20 protein-coding genes are annotated in these 20291 nt (G+C 73.5%); 5 read left to right on the top strand and 15 right to left on the bottom strand.

Annotated features, from left to right (window positions below):
- Positions 1-80 precede the first annotated feature (80 nt).
- The 4 genes from AB0D32_RS27165 to AB0D32_RS27150 all read right to left on the bottom strand — a co-directional run bounded on the left by AB0D32_RS27165 (position 81) and on the right by AB0D32_RS27150 (position 3759).
- Entirely contained in the window at positions 81-404 is a 324-nt protein-coding gene (locus AB0D32_RS27165) for an STAS domain-containing protein (protein ID WP_357096075.1), read from the bottom strand.
- An 84-nt stretch (positions 405-488) separates the two neighbouring features.
- On the bottom strand, positions 489-1541 hold the full coding sequence (locus AB0D32_RS27160) for a cobalamin-dependent protein (RefSeq protein ID WP_357096071.1): 1053 nt from the start codon (positions 1539-1541) through the stop codon (positions 489-491).
- Positions 1538-3247: a PP2C family protein-serine/threonine phosphatase gene (locus tag AB0D32_RS27155; protein ID WP_357096068.1), complete on the bottom strand. Its 1710-nt coding sequence runs from the start codon at positions 3245-3247 to the stop codon at positions 1538-1540. Before AB0D32_RS27155 ends, AB0D32_RS27160 begins: the two co-directional genes overlap by 4 nt.
- 197 nt (positions 3248-3444) lie before the next feature.
- On the bottom strand, positions 3445-3759 hold the full coding sequence (locus AB0D32_RS27150; RefSeq protein ID WP_357096065.1) for a hypothetical protein: 315 nt from the start codon (positions 3757-3759) through the stop codon (positions 3445-3447).
- 211 nt (positions 3760-3970) lie between these two features.
- On the opposite strand from AB0D32_RS27150, the gene AB0D32_RS27145 reads away from it, so the two are divergent.
- Together AB0D32_RS27145 and AB0D32_RS27140 are read left to right on the top strand one after the other, a co-directional pair.
- On the top strand, positions 3971-4951 hold the full coding sequence (locus AB0D32_RS27145) for a DUF2267 domain-containing protein (RefSeq protein ID WP_357096062.1): 981 nt from the start codon (positions 3971-3973) through the stop codon (positions 4949-4951).
- A gap of 61 nt (positions 4952-5012) precedes the next feature.
- Positions 5013-5804: a fused MFS/spermidine synthase gene (locus AB0D32_RS27140; RefSeq protein ID WP_357096058.1), complete on the top strand. Its 792-nt coding sequence runs from the start codon at positions 5013-5015 to the stop codon at positions 5802-5804.
- A 93-nt stretch (positions 5805-5897) separates the two neighbouring features.
- On the opposite strand, the gene AB0D32_RS27135 is transcribed toward AB0D32_RS27140, so the two are convergent.
- From AB0D32_RS27135 to AB0D32_RS27105, 7 genes are all read right to left on the bottom strand, one after another.
- On the bottom strand, positions 5898-7199 hold the full coding sequence (locus tag AB0D32_RS27135; protein ID WP_357096055.1) for an NAD(P)/FAD-dependent oxidoreductase: 1302 nt from the start codon (positions 7197-7199) through the stop codon (positions 5898-5900).
- Between the two features lie 51 nt (positions 7200-7250).
- Complete coding sequence (locus AB0D32_RS27130) at positions 7251-9404, bottom strand: glycogen debranching N-terminal domain-containing protein (protein ID WP_357096052.1); 2154 nt, start codon at positions 9402-9404, stop codon at positions 7251-7253.
- A 207-nt stretch (positions 9405-9611) separates the two neighbouring features.
- Entirely contained in the window at positions 9612-9905 is a 294-nt protein-coding gene (locus tag AB0D32_RS27125) for a DUF6510 family protein (RefSeq protein ID WP_357096049.1), read from the bottom strand.
- 20 nt (positions 9906-9925) lie between these two features.
- On the bottom strand, positions 9926-10660 hold the full coding sequence (locus tag AB0D32_RS27120; RefSeq protein ID WP_357096046.1) for a ferredoxin reductase: 735 nt from the start codon (positions 10658-10660) through the stop codon (positions 9926-9928).
- The gene (locus AB0D32_RS27115) at positions 10657-11247 is read right to left on the bottom strand and encodes a sulfite oxidase-like oxidoreductase (protein WP_357096193.1); all 591 of its coding nucleotides are present in this window, start codon (positions 11245-11247) and stop codon (positions 10657-10659) included. Before AB0D32_RS27115 ends, AB0D32_RS27120 begins: the two co-directional genes overlap by 4 nt.
- Positions 11248-11328: 81 nt before the next feature.
- Complete coding sequence (locus tag AB0D32_RS27110) at positions 11329-12348, bottom strand: TerC/Alx family metal homeostasis membrane protein (protein ID WP_357096043.1); 1020 nt, start codon at positions 12346-12348, stop codon at positions 11329-11331.
- A 207-nt stretch (positions 12349-12555) separates the two neighbouring features.
- A complete protein-coding gene (locus tag AB0D32_RS27105; protein WP_357096040.1) occupies positions 12556-13767 on the bottom strand; it encodes a DUF418 domain-containing protein in 1212 nt (403 codons plus the stop codon).
- A gap of 129 nt (positions 13768-13896) precedes the next feature.
- Between AB0D32_RS27105 and AB0D32_RS27100 the strand changes: the two genes are divergently transcribed.
- The gene (locus AB0D32_RS27100; RefSeq protein ID WP_357096037.1) at positions 13897-15063 is read left to right on the top strand and encodes a CaiB/BaiF CoA-transferase family protein; all 1167 of its coding nucleotides are present in this window, start codon (positions 13897-13899) and stop codon (positions 15061-15063) included.
- A 61-nt stretch (positions 15064-15124) separates the two neighbouring features.
- Here AB0D32_RS27100 and AB0D32_RS27095 read toward each other — a convergent pair whose 3' ends face one another.
- Positions 15125-15535: a DUF2267 domain-containing protein gene (locus AB0D32_RS27095; protein ID WP_357096034.1), complete on the bottom strand. Its 411-nt coding sequence runs from the start codon at positions 15533-15535 to the stop codon at positions 15125-15127.
- Between the two features lie 156 nt (positions 15536-15691).
- On the opposite strand from AB0D32_RS27095, the gene AB0D32_RS27090 reads away from it, so the two are divergent.
- On the top strand, positions 15692-15964 hold the full coding sequence (locus tag AB0D32_RS27090) for a DUF2795 domain-containing protein (RefSeq protein WP_357096031.1): 273 nt from the start codon (positions 15692-15694) through the stop codon (positions 15962-15964).
- Positions 15965-16056: 92 nt separating this feature from the next.
- Positions 16057-16704 (top strand): DUF1345 domain-containing protein, encoded by a 648-nt coding sequence (locus tag AB0D32_RS27085; RefSeq protein WP_357096028.1) that lies wholly within the window; start codon positions 16057-16059, stop codon positions 16702-16704.
- Positions 16705-16960: 256 nt separating this feature from the next.
- Here AB0D32_RS27085 and AB0D32_RS27080 read toward each other — a convergent pair whose 3' ends face one another.
- The 3 genes from AB0D32_RS27080 to AB0D32_RS27070 all read right to left on the bottom strand — a co-directional run bounded on the left by AB0D32_RS27080 (position 16961) and on the right by AB0D32_RS27070 (position 19389).
- On the bottom strand, positions 16961-17626 hold the full coding sequence (locus AB0D32_RS27080) for a hypothetical protein (protein ID WP_357096025.1): 666 nt from the start codon (positions 17624-17626) through the stop codon (positions 16961-16963).
- A 41-nt stretch (positions 17627-17667) separates the two neighbouring features.
- A complete protein-coding gene (locus tag AB0D32_RS27075) occupies positions 17668-18639 on the bottom strand; it encodes a pirin family protein (protein ID WP_357096022.1) in 972 nt (323 codons plus the stop codon).
- Between the two features lie 150 nt (positions 18640-18789).
- Positions 18790-19389: a hypothetical protein gene (locus tag AB0D32_RS27070; protein WP_357096018.1), complete on the bottom strand. Its 600-nt coding sequence runs from the start codon at positions 19387-19389 to the stop codon at positions 18790-18792.
- Positions 19390-20291: the final 902 nt, after the last annotated feature.

Here is a 20291-nt window from a genome sequence, read left to right as displayed (position 1 = left end):
GTCGGCGGGACGGAGAACCGCGAGGCGCTCTGTGCTGGCGGGGAAATCTAGCCCATCATCCGGTGGGCCGCGCCGTCGGGTCAGCCGTTGTCGGGCTCGTATCTCAGCACCTCGGCCAGCCCGGTCACCTGGAGCACGCGGTCGACCCGGCCGCTGGCGCCGGTCACCCGCAGCCAACCGCCGTCGGCGGCCACCCGGTTGTCGCCCCGCACGAAGGCGGCGATCCCGGTGGAGTCGCAGAACGTGAGCTCGGTCAGGTCGACCAGCAGCCGGCGCTCGCCGCCGTCGACCAGCCGGTCGATGGCGGCGTTGAGCTCGGGCGCGCTGCTCAGGTCGAGTTCGCCGGCAAGTCGCAGGCGGGTCCCCCCGCTGCCGCGATCGGCGTACGTGACGGTGAACGTCACCCTGGTCCCCTTCGCTCCACCGCAGGCGGATGCTTGCAGCGGGGCAAGTATAAGCAGGGGAGCCTGCCGGGGCCTCACCGGCGCTCAGCGCGCCCCGTCGCCACCCACCGCGGCCACGGACGACCCGGCCTGGTCGAGAAACCGCGCCGCCCGGGGAAAGTCGCGCAGGACGCGCCCGTAGTGTCCCAGAGTCAGCCCCAGCGCGGGGGCCGGCACACCGCGGCTGGTGAGGACCTCGACCAGCCAGTCGACGAAGTCGGTGAACAGCGAGCCGTCGTCGACGTAGAGCGCGGCGGCCAGGAAGTCCACCACGTGGCCCAGGTCGCTGACGGTGGAGTCCGTCTGGCTCGGCGTGTAGTCGCGGGTCTGAGGGACGCGTTCCCACAGGTCGGCCAGCGCCCCGTCGATCAGCTCGCCGCGCCGCTTGATGAGGCTGGCGTACTCGTCGTCGGCCAGGTGGCCCAGCTCAGCCGGCGGGACGCGACGCAGTGCGCGCTCGTCGGCGACCAGTTCGGCGGCACTCGGGGCGTCCGGTGCCCAGGCGGCGCCGAGCCGCCGGGCCCAGCGCCCGTCCGCGCCGAAGCCCCGACCCCCCACCAGCACAGGGACGTCCACCCGACGGCACGCCTCGATCATGCGGTGCGCGTGTGGCAGGCGCTTCGGCAGCGCGCAGGCCAGCGCGACCGCGTGGGCGTCCTGCCGGTGCAGGTAGGAGACCAGGTGCGGGGCGGGGACGCTCGCACCGAGGAAGGTGACCTGCCAGCCCCGCAGCCGCAGCACCTCGGCGACCAGCCGGGGCGGCAGGGCGTGCCACTCACCGTCCATGCAGGCCACCACGATCCGGCCCCGCGTCGGGCGCGGGTGCGCGTACGCGGCGACCGCCGCCACCACCCGCTCGCTGACGTGCGTCGCGGCGTGCTCCTGGGCGACGCTCCACTCGTTGCGCGCCCACCGCTCCCCCACCTCGGCCTGCGCAGGGGCGACCAGGTCGAGCAGGACGCGCTCGGCGGGTACGCCGGCCTCGAGCAGGCCGATGGCCACCTCGACGGCGGCATACTCGTCCGCCTCCTGGAGGCAGTCCAGGTATCCGACCCAGGCGGCGGCCGGGACGGCCCCGGCGGTCAGGGCGACGCTCACGGTCGGCTCCCGCTCGCCTCGACGGCACCGGTGGCGCGCAGCACGAGCACCGCGATGTCGTCGTGGTCGCCGTCGGCCAGCCAGTCACAGGTCACCTGCTCGACCCGCTCGGCCAGGGCGGGGGCGGGCATCCGCTGGCAGGCGGTGACCGCGTTGACCAGCCGCTCCGTGCCGAACTGCTCGTTGCCACGGCGACCACCGTGTGCCTCGGTCACCCCGTCGCTGTAGAGCAGGCAGGTCTCGCCCACCGCCAGCCTGACGCTCACCTCCCCGATCCGGGGATCGGGCACCACGCCGACCAGCATGCCCGTCAGCGGGACCGGCTCGACCTCGCCGGAGTTGCGCAGCACGAGCGGCGGCGGGTGGCCGCCGCCGGCCATGGTCAGGGTGAGCCCACCCTCGCGGTACGGCCGGACCACCCCCAGCACCATCGTCGCGAAACGCCCCTGGCCCTGCGCCTGGCTGGTCTCCAGCAGCGCGTCGTTGAGCAACCTCAGCAGCCGCCCCGGCCGCGCCTCCACCCGGTGCAACGCCTGGAGGCACTGACGCAGTTGGCCGGTGAGGACCGCCGCCTCGACGCCCTTGCCGGAGACATCGCCGAGGAAGAAGACGGAGCCGCCGTCGGCCAGCCGGTGCGAGCCGTAGAAGTCGCCGCCGATGCGCAACCCACCCTGGGCCGGGCGGTACGCCGTCCCCCACTGCACTCCCGCCGCCTCGGCCGGCTCCACCGGCACCAGGCTCGCCTGGAGCGTGTCGGCGACCTCGGCCTGGTCGCGGTAGAGCAGGGCGGTGACCAGCGCCGCCCCGGCCCGGCCCGCGAAGGCACGGACCAGGTCCACGTCGGCCTCGTCGTACCAGCGGTCGACGGCCCGCGCGACGAGCAGGACACCGGCCGGGGCGTCCCGGCCGGGCAGCGGCACCACCCGGGCACAGACGTCCACCGGGCTCAGCCCGAGCAGCCAGCCGGCCTCCACGGCCTGCTCCACCAGCCAGTCGACGGTGTGCGGTTCCGCTCCCTCCAGCCCCTCCCTGATCGCCACGGGCAGGTCGGCCACGGGCAGGACGCCGCTGTCCACCACCGGGATGTCGTCGTCGGCGTGGGCGGCCCGCCACCAGCGGGCCCGCCCGGAACGGGGCGCCAGCACCAGTACCGCGACCTCGGCCAGTGTCGGCACGGCGAGCCGGGCCACCGCCGCGGCTGTCCGGTCCGGGTGCAGCGGATTGCCGAGCTTCTCGCCGACGGCCGCCAGGAAGGCCGATCGGGCCCGCTCGGCGAGCAGGGCGTCGGCGCGGGCAACACTCTCGGTGACGTCCTCGACGTACCAACCGCGCCGGGCCGCCGACAGCGGCATCCGGCGCACGCGCAGCCTGCGCCCGTGGTGGGTGACCTCGCCGTCGGCGGTCAGCCCCGCGACGCCGGCCGCCGCGAGCAGTTCACCCGGCGTGACCTCGGGCAGCAGCCGCTCGGCCACGGGACTGACGTACCGGACGACGCCCCGCGCGTCGCAGACGACGAGACCCTCGCGGAAGTGCACGACGGCCTCGGACCAGTCGGACACCGCCACCCGGTCGGCCGCGGGCGCCGGGAGCGTGGGCGCCGGGCCTGCCGGCACGGCGTCGGACCACGCCGTGCTCCATGCGGCACCCGGCGTGGAGATCCCTCCGTCGCCGGGTTCCGAGTCCCGGACGTCGGCAGCAGCAGTCACCGGCTGAGCCCACTCCTTCGTCGACGTCCGTACCACCGCGGGGGCGGCACATCCGGTCAGATCCCTCGAACCCAGCCTACGCGCGATCGCCGTGACCGCCACCCGACGGCCCACCGTGCGGCCGAGCCGAGCGGGTCCGACCCGGGCGGGGGGTGGCCCCCGACCCTGGGACCAGGGGTCGGGGGCCGGAGTGAGGATCAGGGTGTGCTGAGCGGTTGCAGCCGGGGTCCGGTCGTCCGCCGCTGCCCCGTCGGCGGCGGCTCGGCATCCTCCGGCGGCCCGGAATCGGGAGTCTGGAAGAGATAGCGGACGAACACCCCACCCGCCTCGTTGTCGTCCGCTCCGGGCCACTGCCCGATGCAGTCCACCCCGACCACCTCACGCCCCGAGCCGTCGGCCTCCTCCAGCAGCGCCCACAGGCTCACCGGGTAGCACCGGGTGCCTTCGGGCGTGAGGCGCCAGCGCGCGTACCAGCCGGGCCGGGCGGGGACGATCTCGACGATCCTCTTCATCACGACCTGCCCTTCCGCGTTCTCGGAAGTTCTCCGGTCCGCTGCGATCGTCGGCTCCCGCCGGGTGACCGCCCCTCACCCCCGCCGGATGAAGCTCCTCCGGCGCTCGTCGAGACGTCGCCGGCCCGGCCGGCGGCGACCGTTTCGGTGCGGGCGACGGCGGGAAGGCGACCGGCGGAAGCCAGGGAACCAGCGGAAGCGAGGTGTCACCATGCGCAAGCAGATGGAGGGCGACAACCAGCGCCGCCGCGCGCTGGCCCGCCAGGCCCGCGAGCGCGGCATGCAGGCCAGCGAGACGGGAGCCAGCCTGAGCGCCGCCAAGCAACCCACGCACCTGGAGCAGGGCAAGCGGGCCGGGCCACCGCCGGCCGGCAGCCGCCACAAGCAGGACAGCACCCGGGGCGGGCCGGCTCCGCCACCGGCGGGCGTCCCGGAGTCCCCCCGTCCCCTGCCGGACCAGAGGTCGGGTGCGCCGGAAGGGACGCCGATCGGCTACCGCGCGCTGGTCGACGACGTCGTGCGCCGTACCGGGGCCGACTTCCGCACCGCCAAGGTGGGGGTCGAGTCGACCGTGCTGGTCCTCGCCTGGGCCCTGGGCGAGGCGGAACGCCAGCGGCTGCTGGCGGCGGTGCCGACGAGTTTGCACGACGTCGTCCCGGTGGACGGCATCAGACCACGCCGGGACCTGCCCGGCTTCCTGGCCGAGGTGGGCCGGATCAGCGGTCGCACCCCGGAGCAGGCCCGATACCAGGCGGAGGCGACCGTCGCGGCCCTGGCCGACCACGACGGCGACCTGGTCGAGTCGCTGCACGTGCCGGACGGCCTGCACGACCTGCTGGAGCCGCCGCCCGCCGCCGATCGACTCGTCGGCGTGGTCAGCGCGACACCCCCACTCGGCGAGGCGGACCTGCGGGAGGCACTCAGCGGACTGCCGTACTGGTCCGGCGACGGCGACGCGCTGTCGCGCACGGTGGAGTTGCCGGCGGACAACCTGGACCGGGTGCTGGACCGGATCGACCGGCTGCGGCAGGAGACCGGTCGCGGCCCGCGGATCGGCCGCGCGGACCCCACCACCGCCGTGCTGACCGTACGGTCCCGGCAGGCCGGGGCGGTGACCGCGATGGACGTGGATCTCGCCCACGCCGTCGACGACGCGATCGACGAGGCGGGCGCCGGGATGGCTGCCGGCTGACCCGGCACGGGCCGGCGGGTGCCCACCCGCCGGCCCGCCCCGGCTCGGCTAACCTCCCGGGATGGACTCCGACGCGCCCCGGCTGGAGCTGGTCGTCGACCCGGCCCGGCCCACCGGGCGTACGCTCCTCGCCGACGGCGTCGAGCAGTCCTACGTGGACGTGTCCGACCCCCGTCACCTGCACTTCGAGTACGTACGGCGGATGGCCGCCGTGGCCGACCTGGCGGCGCCGACCGGCCGCCCGCTGGACGTGCTGCACCTGGGCGGCGGCGCGTTGACCCTGCCCCGCTACCTGGCCGCCACCCGGCCCGGCTCGGCGCAACTGGTCGTCGAACGCGACCCGGCCGTGGTCGACCTGGTGGCGCGGGATCTGCCGGCGCTGCCGGCCGGCGTCGACGTGCACGTTGCCGACGCCCGGGACGCGCTGGCCCGGGTGCCCTCGGCCGGCTACGACCTCGTGCTCGCCGACATCTACCGGGCGGCGCGGATGCCCGCCCACGTACGCAGCGTCGAGTTCGTCACGGAGGTGGCCCGCGCGCTGCGCCCCGACGGCATCCACCTGGTCAACGTGACCGACCTCCCGCCGCTGGTCTTCGCCCGGATCCAGGCGGCCACCCTGCGTGCCGTCTTCGCCGACGTCTGCCTGGTCGCCGACCGTCGGATGCTGCGCGGACGGCGGTACGGCAACGTGGTGTTCGCCGCCGCGCCGCGCCCCGGTCGGCTGCCGGTGGCCCGGTTGTCCGCCCGGGCCGCGCGGGACCCGATGCCCGGCGGCGTGCTGCACGGGGCGGCCCTGGACGCGTTCGTCGCTGGCGCCCGTCCCGCCACCGACGCCACCCTCGCCGCCCGCTGAGGCCCACCCACCCGCGTTAGGAAGGCACCTTCCTCTACCCGAGACGATAGGAAGGTGCCCTTCCTTTCGCCTCGGGCGGGTGTGGGTGCGGGGTCAGCGGGCCCGCGCGGCCACCTCCGGCGAGGTGCTCTCCAGGGGCACGGCGTTGGCGGGCACCAGGCCGAGCCGCACGGCCGGGCGCGGCAGCGCGGCGTCGAGCATCCAGTCGCTGCCGACCCGGGCCCGGTTGCCCGGCATCGCCAGCAGGTGGTAGCCGCGGGTGACCGCCTTGGCGGGGAGCCCCGACAGCGACACCTTGAGCGGGTTCGCCGCTGCGTCCCTGCCGCCCAGGTCGACCACCCACCCCAGGTCGTGATGCTTGTACGGCCTGCGTCGTCCCTGCCCGTAGGAGGCGGCGATGTTGTGCGCGGCGAGCTTGCCCTGCCGCTGCGCGTGCTGCGCGGTCATGGTGCAGATCTGCCCGGGCCGGGCCAGGTCCGGCACGGCGGCCGCGTCGCCGCAGGCGTACACCTCGGGGAAGCCGGGGACACCGAGGTACTCGTCGACGACGAGGCGGCCCTTCTCGGTACGCAGCCCCAGCTCGGCGACGAACGGGTCGGGACGTACGCCGACGCACCAGACGAGGGTGCAGGTGGGCACGTACTCGCCGTCGGTGAGCTTGACCCCGTCGGCGGTGGCGACGGCCACCGAGTTGCCCATCCGCACGTCCACGCCCCGCCGGCGCAGCACCCGGTCGGCGGTTCGCGACATCCGCTGGTCCAGCTCGGGCAGCACCCGGGGAGCCACGTCCAGCAGCATCCACTTCGGACGGATCTTGAGCCGGGGGCGCTGGGAGACGAGTTCGTCGGTGAAGAGCTGGCCGTGCGCGGCCACCTCGGTTCCGGTGTAGCCGGCGCCGACGACCACGAAGGTGGCGCGGGCCTGCTGCTCGGCCGGGTCCTCGGCCTGCTCGGCCAGCTCGATCTGCCGGACCACGTGGTCGTGCAGGTAGAGGGCCTCGGGCAGGCCGCGGAAGCCGTGGGCGTACTCGGTCACGCCGGGGATCGGCAGCAGCTTGTTGACGCTGCCGACGGCGAGCACCAGCCGGTCGTACGCGATGCGGTTGCGGTCCCCCTCCGGCTGGGTGAAGCCGACCCAGCGGTTCTGCAGGTCGAGGTGGTCGGCCTCGCCGATCAGCACCCGCACCCCGGGAAGCGTCCCGGTCAGCGGTACGGCGATCCGGCGGGGCTCGACCACGCCGGCGGCGACCTCGGGCAGCAGCGGCAGGTAGAGGAAGTAGTCGGTGGAGTTCAACAGCACGATCTCGGCCCTGCCCCGGGCCAGCCGGCTCAACGTCTTCGCCGCGTGGTAACCGGCGAACCCGGCCCCCACGATCACCACACGAGGTTTCGTCATTTCGGCCCCGTTCCCGCCCGGCAGCGGGACAAACGTGGCGGCTCGGACGAGTCAGCACTCCGCGAGGCGGACGTGTCCGCTCCGCCCGACCGCCTCCACTTCCCAGCAGCGCCCGAACGCGCGTACCCGCTCGGCCGCGATCCGCCCGATCTCGGGCGGGACGTCGGGGTCGAGGACCAGCTTCCCGTCCACCGGGTTCACGCCCAGCATCGCCCGGAGCAACGCCAGCGGCGTGCCGGTCGCCCACGCCTGCGGGCTGCACGCGGTGGGGTACGGCACGGCGAACAGCAGCCGCTCCCGGGGGAACCCGCTCATCGCCTCCGGCAGACGGTGCCCGAACTGCTCGGCGGCCTCCAGCAGGGCGAGGCTGATCCGGTTCGCCTCCGCCCGGTATCCGTAGCGGGCCATGCCGAGCACCGCGAGCGAGTTGTCGTGCGGCCAGACGGTGCCCAGGTGGTAGCCGAGGGCGTTGTAGAGCCGGTCGTCCCAGGAGAGGGTGCGGATCCCCCAGCCGGAGAACATGTCCTCCCCCATCAGCTGCCGCACGACCGTCCCGGCCCGTTCCGGCGGCACGATCCCGCTCCACAGCAGGTGCCCCATGTTGGAGGTCTTCGAGTCGATCGGGTTCTTGTCGCCGTCCAGCCCGACCGCGTAGTAGCCGCCCCGGTCGTCGATCCAGTAGTCGCGGTTGAACCGCTCGTACAGCGTGGCGGCCTCGGCGCGCAGCCGGCGGGCGAGGTCGGGGTCGGCGAGCGGGCCGTCGGCCAGCTCGGCCAGTCGCAGCTTCGCGTCGTAGGTGTAGCCCTGGAGGTCACAGGTGGCGACCGGCAGCACCGGGATGCGGCCGTCGGCGAAGGAGACCCCGTCCGGGGAGTCGCGCCAGCACTGGTTGCCCAGCCCCTCCGGGGAGCGCGTCGCGTACTCGACGTAGCCGTCACCGTCCCGGTCGCCGTACCGGTCTATCCAGCGCAGCGCGGCGAGGGCGTTGTCGCGCAGGAATCGGACCGTCTCGTCGTCGCCGGTCCACCGCCAGTACTCGGAGAGCAGGACCAGCCAGAGCTGGGTGGCGTCCGCCGAACCGTAGTACGGCCCGTACGGCTTCACCCCGGTGCGGGTGAGTTCGCCGCTGCGTACCTCGTGCAGGATCCTGCCGGGTTCCTCGTCGGTGAAGTCGTCGCATCGCTCGCCCTGCAACCGGGCCAGCGCGAGCAGCGCGCCCTTGGCCAGGGCCGGGCCCGCCACCAGCGTCTGGTACGCGGTGATCAGGGTGTCCCGGCCGAAGACGGAGAGGAACCAGGGCAGGCCGGCACCGGGAAGCATGATCCGCTGCCCCTTGACCTCCAGATCCAGCCGCAGCGCCGCCAGGTCGTCCCGGCACTGCCGGATCGTCCGTTCCAGCGCCTGGTTGTCGCTGCGCAGCACCGCCCGTCCGATGGTCCAGCGGCGCACCGGGTCGTCGGCCCGCCGGTGGAACACGTCGGCGATGTCGCCCCGGACCGGCTCCACCACCCCCATCCCCGGCGGCAGCGGCACGTGCAGGTCGATCTGCCACTCCGCGCGGCGCGACAGGGTGATGTCCCAGACCAGTTCGTCGCCCTCGATCCGGTCGGCCGGTCGGGAGCAGCAGACCCGGGTCTCGGCGCAGAAGTCTCCCCGCGCGTAGGAGAAACACAGCTCCGAGCCGTCCGGCGCGTGGCTGCGGGTGATCTCCGCGGAGCGGTCCCGGACCCCGGACTTGACCTCGAACAGGTCGGCGAAGTCGGCGCCCACCGCCAGCCGCAGCTCGATCCGGACCGGCTCCGACAGGAAGGAGACCATCTCCACCCGCTCGTGGAAGCCGTCACCGACGTACCGCAGCCGCCGGATGCCGAGGCTGTCCGGGGGCAGGTCGGGCTGGGCCGGGTTGGTCAGCACGTACTGGGCCGAGTAGTGGCTGATGGTCTCGGCGCGCAGCACCAGCAGCCGCTCGCCGTTGATGGCGAGCACCCAGCCGCTGAGCAGCCGGGTGTCCAGGTGCACCAGGCCGCCGATGCTGCCCGGCGGCACGTCCCCGCGCGAGTCGGAGTACATGAAGGTGGGGCCGCTGAGCACGGCGATGGAGTCGGGGCCGAGTTCGGGCGGCATGGCCCGCTGGTCGCCGCTCTCCCCGGCGGTGGCCCGGAGGCCGGGTGTGGGGTCGGCGGGGGTCGGACGGACGACAGCCATCACCCCACCGTAGGAGCGCCGCAACCATCCGTCATCACCCGCTCCGGGTGAGGCGGCACAGTCCAGCTACGCCGGGCGATCGGCTCGACATACGGGAGCCGGCCGGAGCGGCCGTACGCAGATATCTCACGGCGCACCGCTGTCGCCGCGGGTCCCGCCGTTGTCCAGTGGGTTACTCGGCACCCGCCCCGTCGCCCGCGCCCGCCGTCACAGCGGACCCGGGTGCGGCTGGTCCAGCGGCATCGGCATCCGCAGGAAGGTGGCCCCGCGCAGGTCGAGCCAGGCGTGGTCGGGCGAGCGGACCAGCCGCAGCATCACCTCGGCGCAGTTCGGGCAGCGGCCGACCAGGCCGGGCGCGTGTGGGTAGACCCGCAGGCCGGCCATCGGGCCGAGCGTGCCGCAGTGCTCGCACCGCCCGGCGGCGGCGCTCAGGTCGACGGCGAATACCTCCCGCAACGGGCCGTCGAGCATGTTGCCGTCCAGGTACGACGTGTCGGTCATCGGGCGCTCCTCCTCGATGCTCAGCCGGTCGGGCCGAACCGTTCGGTCCTCACCCGCCGGCTCTGGTGGCCCTGCCTGACGAGCAGGTCCGCCACCGTCTCCACGAACCCGGTCGGGCCGCAGACGTAGCACTGCGGTTCCACCTCCGGCGGCCAACCGTGGCTCTCGACGTCGGCCGGCCCGATCCGGTGCGGCTCGCCCCGCCAGCCCTGCGGCGCCTCGCGGGTGTACACGTACGTGACGTCCAGTCCCAGGTCGTCGCGGCCCCGGCGGCGCAGCTCGTCGGCGTAGAACACGTCGGCCGGGGTGCGCACCGAGTAGAGCAGCCGGAACGGCACCCGGCTGCCGGCGGCGCGGCGGGCGCGGAGCATCGCCATCAGCGGTACGACACCCGACCCGCCGGCGACGAGCAGCACCGGCGCGGTCTCCTCCGGCCGCCAGACGAACCAGCCGCCGACCGGGCCGCGCACCTCCACCGGGTCGCCCTCGCCGTAGACGTCGATGAGGTACGGCGACACCTCGCCGTCGGGCACCCGCTGGACGGTCAACACGATCCGGTCGGCGTCCGTCGGGGCCGCCAGTGAGTACGACCGCGCCGCCTGGTAGCCGTCGGGGGCGGTGAGCCGCACGTCGACGTGCTGCCCGGGCAGGTGCCCCGGCCAGCCGGGCACCTCCAGCACCAGGGTGTGCGCGGTAGGCGTCTCCACCCGGCGCTCTCGCAGCCGGGCCACCCGCCAGCGCAGCGGGCCGGTCAATCGCCCTGGTACCGCTGCTCACGCCACGGGTCCCCGTAGTCGTGGTAGCCGGCGGTCTCCCAGAACCCGGGCTGGTCCTCCATGGTGAGCTGGATGCCGCGCACCCACTTGGCGGACTTCCAGAAGTAGAGATGCGGTACTAGCAGCCGGGCCGGGCCGCCGTGCTCGGCCGGCAGCGGGCCGCCGTCGTACGAGTGCGCCACCCAGGCCCGCCCGCCGCGCAGGTCGGTCAGCGGCAGGTTCGTGGTGTAGCCGCCGTACGAGTGGGCCTGCGCGTAGTGGGCGTCGGTGTCGATGCCCTCGAGCAGTGTGTCCAGGGAGACGCCCTGCCAGTCGGTGTTCCGCTTCGACCAGCGGGTGACGCAGTGGATGTCCACCGACGGGGTCTCCTGGGGCAGCGCCATCAGCTCGTCCCAGTTCCAGCGGAACTCGGCGCCGGACTCGGTGGAGACGACGAACTCCCAGGTCTCCAGCGGCACCCTTGGCGTCGGGCCGGCGGAGAGCACCGGGAAGTCCTCCGTCAGGTACTGCCCCGGCGGCAGGGCCGGCTCCGCGGAGCGGGGCCGGCCCTGGAAGCCCGGTGACACGATTCCCACCCGTCAGTCGTACCACTCGGGGTGGGGCGGCGAGGCGCGGTCGATCGGAACCGCACCGCGCCGGGTGACGACTCAGTGCCGCTCGACCACGATCTCCTTCTCGCCCCGGCCGGCCTTGCTGGTGGCCCGCAGGCTGGTGATGGTGACGATCACCAGGACACCGACGATGACGCCCAGGGAGGCGAGGGTCGGGATCTCCGGCACGCCCGGCCAGATGCCGTGCGCCCAGTGCAGGCCGAGCTTGAGGCCGATGAACGCCAGGATGATCGCCAGGCCGTAGCTGAGGTGCACCAGCCGGCTGAGCGCGGCGTGCAGCACGAAGTAGAGCGCGCGCAGCCCCAGCAGGGCGAACGCGTTGGTGGCGAAGACCAGGTACGGGTCCTCGGTGATGCCGTACACGGCGGGCACCGAGTCGACGGCGAAGACGATGTCCGTGGCGAGCAATGCGACCACCACGAGGGCGAGCGGGGTGAGCGTCCGCCGGCCGCCGATACGCACGGTCATCTTCGTGCCGTGGTACTCCTCGGTGACCGGCATGAACTTGCGCAGCAGCCGCACCGAGCGCATGTTGTTGATGTCGACTTCCTGTTCGTGCCCGGAGAGGGCGTCACGCAGCAGCTTCGCCGCCGTGACGATCAGGATGATCGCGAAGATCAGGAAGGCGAAGTCCAGGGTCTGCAGGGCCGCCGCGCCGAGGGCGATGAAGATCGCCCGCAGCACCAGCGCGCCGGCGATGCCGAAGAGCAGGACCCGCTGGGCCAGCACGGCCGGCACCGCGAACGCGGCCAGCAGCAGCATGAAGACGAACAGGTTGTCGACCGAGAGGGACTTCTCCACCAGGTAACCGGTGAGGTATTCCACGCCCTGCTCGGAGCCGAAGCGGGACCAGACCCAGGCGCCGAAGGCCAGGGGCAGGGCGATGTAGAACGCGGACCAGCCCAGCGCCTCACGCATCGAGACTTCGTGCGGCTTGCGGGTGACCACGAAGTCCAGCACCAGCAGGGCGAGCACGGCGACGATGGTGACGCCCCACAGCGTGGGGGTGCCCACCGACTGGAGATCGGCGGCAGCAAGATATGGCAAATCGGACATGGAGCCTCCTCGAACACCCTGTCATGTTCGAGGTCTCCTTCACCCGCTTTTCGCGGGCAGCCACCCGAGGCGTGCTCCGGGCACGCCGTACTGACCGGGATGGCTCGTGGGAAGTACTCCCCTCGTCGCGACAAGGTTAGGGCAGGCCCGTGGGCTCGGCAAATGGGGCGCGCCAGATCACGCGCCGCGGCAGGCCCGCACCCACGCTCAGCTGGCCGGGAGCCGGCGCAGGGCTGCCTTCTGGAGGGCCTCCAGCGGGCCCTGCCCGTACCGGCGCAGGCACCAGCGCGCCCCGCCCGCCAGGGTCAGCCCGACGGCCGCCCAGAGGCCGAGCACCCACCACGGCGACGCGTCCTGCCACGCCCGGGCCAGGCCGAGCCCCCACCCGTAGCAGACCAGCACGCAGAGCATGTTCTGCGCCACATAGCAGGACAGTGCGGTACGCCCCACCGCCGTCAGCCCCGCGGTGACCGGTCCCGGCCGGCGGACCCGGTCCAGCAGCACCCCGACCAGCCCCAGGTAGCCCAGCGCCAGCACCGGCGCGCACACGTACCGGTCGAACAGGAAGAACTCCGGCCCGGCGAGGGTGGTGGCCGCGTTGAGCGGCAACCCGACACCCAGGCCGACGACGAGCAGCCGACGCCGCAGCGTACGCCCCCGGACGTCCGGGTCGAAGGCGCCCGCCCGGAACAGCCGGACACCGAGCAGGAACAGGAAGACCAGCAGGCCGAAGCTGACGATCGGCTCGGCGCGCAGCGCGAGCCAGTTGTCCAGGCGGAACGCGACCTGGTCGGCCCAGCTACCGGCGGTGAACACGCGGGCGTCGGCGGCGACCGCCGGACCGGCGGGCACGCCCGGCGGGGCGGTCGCCAGGGCCAGGGTGAGCAGCGCCATCAGCGCCACGTGCAGGGCGCCGGCGGCGTAAATCGCCACCCGCTGGACCCGCTCGGCGCGGGCGAGCAGCCAGGCCACCAGCAGCGCGACGACCGCGTACCCCATCAGCACGTCGAACGCGAAGACCAGGAAGAAGTGCAGGGTGCCCTCGACGAACAGCAGCAGGGCCCGCCACCCGTACCCGCCGGGCCAGGCCCGCCCCCGGTCGGCGGCGGAGCGGTGCTGGATGGCGAGGCCGACGCCGAACAGAATGGTCAGCAGCGCGAGGAACTTGCCGTTGGCGAGGAAGCGGAACGTGCCCTCGACGATGGCGGCGACCGGTGACGCCGCGCCCACGGAGGCCGCCGAGATCGCGGTGGCGTCGGTGAGGAATCGCGCCTCCGCGCCCGGGGTGGCGAAGAGCCACACGTTCGTGGCGAGGGTGCCGAGGATCGCCACCCCGCGCAGCACGTCCGGCAGGGGCAGGCGGCGGTGCGCGGCGGCGCGGTCGGTGGGCGCCGCGGTCGGCGCGGGATTCGTCGTCACGCTCCCACCGTCGCAACGACATCGTGGCCGGGCGTCCTGCCGGCCGCCGAGATCCGTGTCCCGCTTTCGATGTACGCCGGCGGATTCCCGACCCTCACGACGCAACCGCGCCTCGCCTATCGTGTGCCGATGACCGAGGACCTCCCGGCCGGCCCGCTGGCCGGCGTGCGGGTGATCGAACTGGCCGGCATCGGGCCCGGCCCGTTCGCCGCGATGATGCTGGCCGACCTGGGCGCGGACGTGGTCCGGGTGGACCGGGCCACGGACGTGGACCCGGACACGTTCGGCACTCCGCACCCGGACCTGCTCAACCGGGGACGCCGCTCGGTCGGGGTGGACCTGAAGTCCCCCGGCGGCCGGGAGGTGGTGCTGGCCCTGGTCGCCGGCGCCGACGCGCTGATCGAGGGTTTCCGCCCGGGGGTGACCGAGCGCCTCGGCGTCGGCCCGGCGGACTGCCTGGCGGTGAACACCCGACTGGTCTACGGGCGGATGACCGGCTGGGGGCAGGACGGTCCGGCGGCCCCGTACGCGGGGCACGACATCGGGTACGTGGCGCTGACGGGCGCGCTGCACGGGATCGGCCGGGCCGGCGAGCGCCCGGTGCCGCCGATGAACCTGCTCGGCGACTTCGGCGGCGGCGGGATGATGCTCGCCCTCGGCCTGGTCTCCGCCCTGTACGCCGTACGCGGCGGCGCGCGGGGGCAGGTCGTCGACGCCGCCATCGTCGACGGTGTGGCGGTGCTCAGCACCCAGATCCACGCGCTGCGCCGGCTCGGCATGTGGCAGGACCCGCGCGGGGTGAACCTGCTCGACGGCGGCGCCCCGTTCTACGACACCTACGAGTGCGCCGACGGCCGCTACCTGGCCGTCGGCGCACTGGAGCCCCGGTTCTACGACGAACTCGTCCGGCGCACCGGCTTCCCGCCGCACCCGGACGAGGCGCTGGACCGCACCGACCCGGCGAACTGGCCGGCGCTGCGCCGATCATGGGCACGGCTGTTCCGCACCCGGACCAGGGACGAGTGGACGGCCCTGCTGGGCTCCTCGGACGCCTGCGTGGCGCCGGTGCTGGACTGGCGGGAGGCGCCGGAGCACCCGCACCTGGCCGCGCGGGGCACCTTCGTGGAACGGGACGGAGTTACCCAGCCGGCCCCGGCACCCCGCTTCTCCGGCACCCCCACCGCGCTGCGCCGCCCGCCGCCGCAGCCGGGCGAGCACACCGACGAACTACTGGCCGAGGCGGGCTTCGCCCCGGAGCGGATCGCGGGCCTGCGGGCCGCCGGCGCCGTGGCCTGAGCGGCTGCGACCTGACCGACCCGGCCGCCGTGCCACCGGCGGTCGCCACCGCCGTCGACCGTCAGGAGCGGCGCAGGGTCGCGCCGGGTGCCATCGCGGGCTCGACCATGTCCCGGTAGTCGCGCGGCAACTGGACCACCACATCGTCGAACTCGCCGCCGCTGATCGCCTCGCGCAGGGTGACGAACACCGCCTGGGCGGCGTCGCGGGCGGCGGGCTCCGCCACGCCGGCCCGCAGCGCGACGCGGGCGACGAACTCGGCGGCGCCGAACCGCTCCGCCGACTCGGTGCGCGGACTCGGGGTCATCACGAGCTGCAACGGCCTGGGCAACTGGACGGCCAGGTCCAGCACCTCCCCGCCGGTCAGCCGCTCGGCGAGGGTCTCCAGCGTCGCCCGGGTCAGCGCCACCGCCTGCTCGGAGGAGGTACGGGTGCGCTGGGCGACCTGGTCGACGAAGGTGTCGTAGTTCATCCGTACTCCTTCGGTGGCTGCGTCGGGGCCTGCGCGTACCCGCCGGCGCGGCCGGGAAACGGCGGCGGATTTCCACGCCGGACGGCGCGTGACGGCCCGCCGGGCGGGTAACCGCCGCCGGTCGTGACCGGATCGATGCCCGGAGGAGCCGACACCATGGCGAGTTACGCCGACGTGCTGCAGTACCTGTCGAGCCTGGACTACCCGGCCGAGAAGGACGACGTGGTACGCGAAGCCGAACGGGAGGGCGCCCCGCCGGACGTGCTGCGCGCGTTGCGGGCCCTGCCGCCGGTCGACTACGCCAACGGCAACGAGGTGGCCCGCTCCGCGGGCATCGAGGCGGCCCCGGAGGTCGGCGCCGCCCAGACCGCGGCCCAGGCCCGGGACAAGCGGCACCAGCGGGTGTCGCAGCACCTGCGCGGCATCTGAGCCTTGCTGTTCCGAGCCACCGGCATGTCGGGGCGAGGCGCACCCGGGCCGAACTGCGGCGCCCGCGTCGGACGGAATCCCGGCGGCGACCGATGATGCGCCGGCCGGCCGGGCACGCCCCCGCCGCGGCCCAACTGACCGTGATGGGCGTGTTCGGTCTGGTGGTCGGTGGGCTCACCGCGCTGATTGTCACGCCGGCGCTGGCGCCGCTGGCCGGCTGGGACGCCGCCGCGCTGAGCTGGCTGGTGCTGGTCTGGCACAAGCTGTGGCCGATGGACGCACGACGCACGGCCCGGTTGGCGGTGTACGAGGACCCGAACCGGGCGGCCCGGGACGCGCTGCTGCTCGCCGCCTGCCTGGCCAGCCTGTTGGCCGTCGGCGTGGTGCTGACCCACGCGCACACGGCCACCACGCCCGCCCGGAACGTCTACAGCGGGCTGGGCGTGCTGAGCGTGCTGCTGTCCTGGCTGGTGGTGCACACCGTGTTCACCGCCCGGTACGCGCGGATCTACTACACGGGGCCGGACGGTGGGATCGACTTCAACCAGCCGGAGCCGCCGCGATACTCGGACTTCGCCTATCTGGCGTTCACGATCGGGACGACCTTCCAGGTCTCCGACACGGCGGTGACCAGCAACGAGATGCGCCGGACCGTGCTGCGCCACTCGCTGGTGTCGTACCTGTTCGGGGCATTCATCATCGCGGTCACGGTGAACCTGCTGGCCGGCCTGGCGAAGTGATCCGACCGGGGCGGTGAGCCGGCCTGGCGAAGCTGAGGGAGTGTCTTGCCGGACAGGCGGGCGCCCCTGTCGCGAACCGCGACCGGGGCGCCACACAGAACCTGTCCGGTGGACGGTCGGACCCGAACCAGGTCGCGACCACCAGGCGATCGATGTACGCCCGAACCGGGCGGTCATCAGTGCCGCGACCATCATACGACGAAGAATCGTCCGTTCGGCTGATTACGGCGGAACTGTGGGGCAGCCCACCGAGGCGTCAGCCGGTCAGCTCCGCGTACCGCTGCTCCAGATCGACCCGGGCCAGCGCCCCCACCAGCCAGGCGAGGCGTTCGGACTCGCCGCTGCCGGCCAGTCCCGCCAGGTCGTCGGCGGAGCGGCCCAGCCCCAGCCTGCGGGCTGCGACGAGGGCCCGGCGGTCGGCCACCGGCGCCACCTCCCGCCAGAGCGCCTGGGCCTCGCGCAGGAACAGGTCCACCACCGCGGCGTCCACCCCGGGCAGCTCGGTGAGCAGTTCCCGCTCCCGGGCCGGATCGTGGTGGGCCATCGCGCGCAGCCGGCGCAGGTCGCCCCGGTAGCGCTCCACCACGGTGCGGGCCAGGTCGCCGAGGGTGTCGGCGAGCTCGTCGACGTCGCCACGCTGGCCGCTCTCGCGCAGCACGCGTACCCGGTCGGCGTGCAGGGAACGGGCCAGCCGGGCGGCGCTGTCCCAGCCCGCGGCGGGTAGGGCGTGCGCGCTGTCCAGGGCACGCCGGAAGTCACCCCGACGGGCCAGCAGCACCGCGAGGCAGAGCACCTGGAACAGGCTCGACGGGTTGTTGACCACCCGGAAGCCGTACTGCTCGGCGAAGCCGCGCCCGCTGCCGGCTAGCCGGCGTACCAGGCGTTTCCTGTCCTCGACTCGAAAAGTGGGTCTGGTCGGCATGTCGGCGACTACCCGCGCCGCGCCCGGCCACGCCTGCCACCTCAGCCGCGCAGCCCTCCGCTGCGGTCGCGGGCCTTGAGGCGGGTCGTCGGCAGCGCCGGGGCGGGCAACGGCGGGGCGGAGTCGTCGGCGACGACGCCGAAACGCCGCCCGGCCATCCAGTCCTCCCGGGCGGCGGCCACCTCCTCGTGCGAGCGGCCGACGAAGTTCCACCACATCACCAGCGGCTCCTCGAACGGGGCCCCACCGAGCAGCAGCAGCCGGCTGCCCGGCTCGCCCGTCAGGGTGAGCCGATCCCGGCCGGTGCCGAGATACAGCAGCGCCCCCGGAGCGAACGACACCCCGTCGACCTCGGCGACGCCGGACATGGCCAGCAGCCCGTACTCGAAGTCGGGGCGCAGCGGCAGCGTGGCCGGCGCGGACCCGTGCAACTCCAGCTGCGCGCCGAGCAGCGGCGTGTACGTCACGGCCGGGGACCTCTCGCCGGCGAGCTCGCCGACCAGCAGGGTGACGTCCAGCTCGCCGTCGCGCCAACGCGGCAGGTCGGCGTGGTGGGCGAAGTCGGCCGCACCGGCGCGGGCCGGGTCCGGCAGCGCAACCCAGAGCTGCACGCCGTGCATCAGCGGCGGATGCCGCTCGGGCGACCGCTCGGAGTGCGCGATGCCGTGCCCGGAGGTCATGACGTTGAGCTGGCCGGGGCGGATCGGCTGGACGTTGCCGAGGCTGTCCCGGTGCATGATCTCCCCGTCGAGCAGCCAGGTCACCGTCTGCAGGCCGGTGTGCGGGTGCGGCGGCACCTCCATGCCGGGCCGCTCGGCCACGTCGTCCGGCCCGAAGTGGTCCACGAAGCACCAGGCGCCGACCATTCGCCGCTGCCGCTGCGGAAGCAACCGACGAACGGTCGTGTAGCGACCCAGCGGCACGTCGTGGCCCGGCAGCAGGACGCTGCCGGGATCGGCGCTGACCACGCCAGGCGGTTGGGTCTGCGCAGGCATTCTCTCGGTACGCTCCACCGCCCGACTGTACGCCCGGACGAGACACCAGCCCGGCGCTCACCCCACCGCTCAGCCCGGGATGGCCGCTCCGACTGCCGGGCCGACCCCGGACAGGCGACTGGCCGGCACCCCGGGTGGGGTGCCGGCCAGCGGCGTATGTTCACTTCGTCAGCTGTTCCAGTGTTCGGCGACCAGGTCAGCGGCCTGCTGCTCCCACTGCGCGTAGTGATCCGGGTACGCCGACACCTGCACCGTCTGCGCAGCCTTCGTCAGCGGCATGTCCTGCCACCCGTCCACCTGCTTCAGACCCTTCAGGAACGCGGTCGTCGAGTACTCAGGGTCGGTAATCTGCTCCACCGTTCCCCAACCACTGGACGGGCGCTGCTGGAACAGACCCTGCGAGTCATGATCGTTACGGTCACCCAGATGACCCAGGTTCTCCAACTTCGACTCCTGCAACGCCGTCGCGATCGACACCACCGCAGCCCGCTCGTCCATACCAGCCTTCTTCGTCGCCGCGATGATCGCCTTCGTGCTGGCAACCTGCTCGTCGGTCAGGTCGATCCGCGACTGCGCACCCTGCACACCATGCGGAACCAACTTCGCCTTATCCACAGCAGGCTTGTCAGCCCGCACCGCCACAGCAACAGGCGTGGCGTCGACCGAAGCAGTGGTGGCCGCAGTGTCGGTGATCGGGCCGGCAGCCACACCACCGGCGAACGCGAGACCCGCAATACCCAGAACACTGTTACGGAAGATCGTCTTCATGATGATGCTCCATTCGGGGGTTGGCACCCACACACACCCGAAAGGGGAACCGGGCACAACAACGTGCGGATGCAAGCACCGTCCGGCGCTCAACAGACAAGGGGGGGAATCTCCGGCAACACGCCGAAGCAAAGACTCAGACCGACCCGTAAGGCCGGATACCCGGCCGGGACAGGGCCAGGGATCGGGCTGCCGGCGGGACGGGAGAACGCCCTCACGTCAGCCGCGACCATGTGTAACGACCGCCGACCCACCAACATTCCCGGGCACCAACCCTGTAGGCGGCGCGGCTATCAGCACACCAGCCCAGGGGCGGCGCGGCTATCACTCGGCCCTACGTGTGGTGCTCGGTCGGTCGTCGTCGCGAGATACCAACGACCGCCGGCCCACCATCATTCCGAGCCCAGCACACCAACCTTGTGGGCGGTGCACCCATCACTCGGTCCTGCGGTGCTGCTCGGCCGTACGCATGGTGTAACGACCCCAACCCGGCCACGATTCCGCCCCCACAATGCCCCCGGCCACACCCCAAACCGGACACCCCACCCAATCGGCCCCCGGCCGGGCGACACCTCAACGGGCAATCGTGACGAGGTCCCGACAATGAGCACAGGGTTCACGGTCAGACGAAAGAGATCTTGGCAGGAAACAGCCCCGGCAGCCCCGCGCCCAGCGCCCCGCGCCCCGCGATCTTGCACTTTGTGCCCGCAACTTGCGGCGCATGTCGGTTTTGTCTGGGCAGGAAGTGCAAGATCGCGGGCGCGGAGCGCGGGGCGGCCGGGGCCGTCCCGTACCAAGATCTCGAAGGCGAGGGTGAGGCCGGGGACGGCGAGCGGCCACCGACCGGGGTGTGGCCCGCCGTGCCCGGCGCAGGGATCAAGCCTGACCGCCCGGAGCCGGGC

Origin of the sequence: Micromonospora sp. NPDC048170 (genome assembly GCF_040652795.1) — a bacterium.
Lineage (GTDB): Bacteria > Actinomycetota > Actinomycetes > Mycobacteriales > Micromonosporaceae > Micromonospora.
The sequence above is the reverse complement of the archived record's forward strand: the minus strand, read 5'-3'. Positions and strand labels throughout refer to the sequence as shown.